Below are 1,591 nucleotides of genomic sequence, written 5' to 3' on the forward strand. Positions count from 1 at the left end.
TTATTGATATTATTAAGTGAATCTGAATTTTGCGCAAGCAAGGCCCGGCGGTTTCAGGTATACTTTGGGCTCATGCCACTGATTCCGAAGCACAATCTGCAACCGCCGGAGCCGACAATGCGCCAGGAACGCACCGTCCAAGCCAGTATATTCGATCTTTTCGCCACGCACGAGATCGGCCACGAACTGAAGTCGATGTCGCAGTGGCTGGACGAGCACCACGATCTGTTTGGCTTGGTGGGGCGGGATCTGGGTCGGCACGGCGTCAAGGCCACCGGACGGCAAGGGCTGCCGGCCGAGGCAGTGCTGCGTTGCGCATTGCTCAAGCAATACCGGCAGCTGAGCTACCAGGAACTGGCGTTCCATCTCGAGGACTCTGCGTCGTTTCGGGCCTTTGCGCGCCTGCCGTGGTCATGGAGCCCGCAAAAGTCAGTGCTGCAAAAGACGATCAGCGCGATCCGACCCGAGACCTGGGAAGCGATCAATCGGGCGCTGCTGTCGAGCGCTCGGCAGGCGAAGCTGGAAGACGGCACGGTCGTGCGGCTGGACAGTACAGTGACCTCGGCACTCATGCACGAACCGAGCGACAGCAGCCTGCTGTGGGATGCCGTGCGGGTCATGGTGCGCCTGCTGAAGAAGGCAGATACCTTGGTCGGCGCCGGCCTGGCATGGCGCGATCATTGCCGCGCGGCCAAGAAGCGTGCCCGCGAGATCCAGTTCACACGCGGTCAGCCCAATCGGGTCCGGCTCTACCGTGAGCTGATCGCGATCGCCTGCGCGACCTTGGCATACCTGAAGCAGGCAACCGAGCGACTGGCAGCGGCGAGCAATCCGCTCGTCCAACTCTGGCAGGCCCAGGTTTGCCGCTATCGACCGCTGATCGAACGCATCATCAAACAGAGCGAGCGGCGAGTACTGGCGGGCGAGAAGCTGCCGGCGGGCGAGAAGCTGGTAAGCCTGTTCGAACCCCATGCCGATATCATCGTCAAAGGTAGCCGCGAGACCGAATACGGCCACAAGCTCAACCTGACCACCGGCAGAAGCGGCATGATCCTCGATCTGGTGATCGAGGCAGGTAATCCGCCCGACAGCGAGCGGCTGCTGCCGATGCTGGAGCGCCACATCGCCGTCTATGGAAACGCGCCGCGGCAGGCGGCGGCCGACGGCGGCTTTGCCAGTCGCGGCAACCTGGCCACAGCCAAGACCTGGGGCGTTCGCGACATGGCATTCCACAAGAAAGCTGGCCTCAAGGTCGAGGACATGGTCAGAAGCAATTGGGTCTATCGCAAGTTGCGCAACTTCCGCGCCGGTATCGAAGCCGGAATATCATGCCTCAAGCGTGCCTACGGCCTGGCACGCTGCACCTGGCGGGGCCTTGACCACTTCAAGACCTACGTCTGGTCCTCCGTCGTGGCTTACAACCTCGTCCTCTTCATCCGCCTCAAACCGACCTGAACTCCGACCAGCTTTTAGAATTGCGCCGTCGCTACAATGCCGGCCTCGTGGCGTACGCCTCAGCGCCGCCAACTGTATACTGCCCAATCACAAGCGTTCATGATCCTGTCCGTCGCCCCAAAACCACTCTCACCGC

Annotated in this window: 1 protein-coding gene; it reads left to right on the forward strand. The window is 61.6% G+C overall.

Features of this window, described 5'->3' with window-relative positions:
- The first annotated feature begins 117 nt into the window (after positions 1-117).
- A complete protein-coding gene (locus tag PH547_RS33660; protein WP_184806401.1) occupies positions 118-1,455 on the forward strand; it encodes an ISNCY-like element ISRtr6 family transposase in 1,338 nt (445 codons plus the stop codon).
- Positions 1,456-1,591 lie beyond the last annotated feature (136 nt).

Source organism: Rhizobium cerradonense (assembly GCF_030182455.1).
Lineage (GTDB): Bacteria > Pseudomonadota > Alphaproteobacteria > Rhizobiales > Rhizobiaceae > Rhizobium.